Origin of the sequence: Shewanella decolorationis S12, from assembly GCF_000485795.1 — a bacterium.
GTDB lineage: Bacteria > Pseudomonadota > Gammaproteobacteria > Enterobacterales > Shewanellaceae > Shewanella > Shewanella decolorationis.
Genome location: NZ_AXZL01000014.1, coordinates 1 through 259 on the forward strand (window position 1 = coordinate 1; position 259 = coordinate 259).

The following is a 259-nucleotide window of genomic DNA, read 5'->3' on the forward strand; positions in this document are numbered from 1 at the left end:
CATTAATAATTTTCCTGGCATGAACGATATCGCTGAACCAGTGCTCATTCAAACATTCATCGCGAAATCGTCCGTTAAAGCTCTCAATAAATCCGTTCTGCGTTGGCTTGCCCGGCTGGATTAAGCGCAACTCAACACCATGCTCAAAGGCCCATTGATCCAGTGCACGGCAAGTGAACTCCGGCCCCTGGTCAGTTCTTATCGTCGCCGGATAGCCTCGAAACAGTGCAATGCTGTCCAGAATACGCGTGACCTGAAC

1 protein-coding gene is annotated in these 259 nt (G+C 49.8%); it reads right to left on the minus strand.

The annotated features are described in order from the left end of the window. Window positions 1-259 (minus strand): IS3 family transposase (locus SHD_RS00960; RefSeq protein WP_023265427.1); only part of this gene is annotated, 259 nt, incomplete at both ends.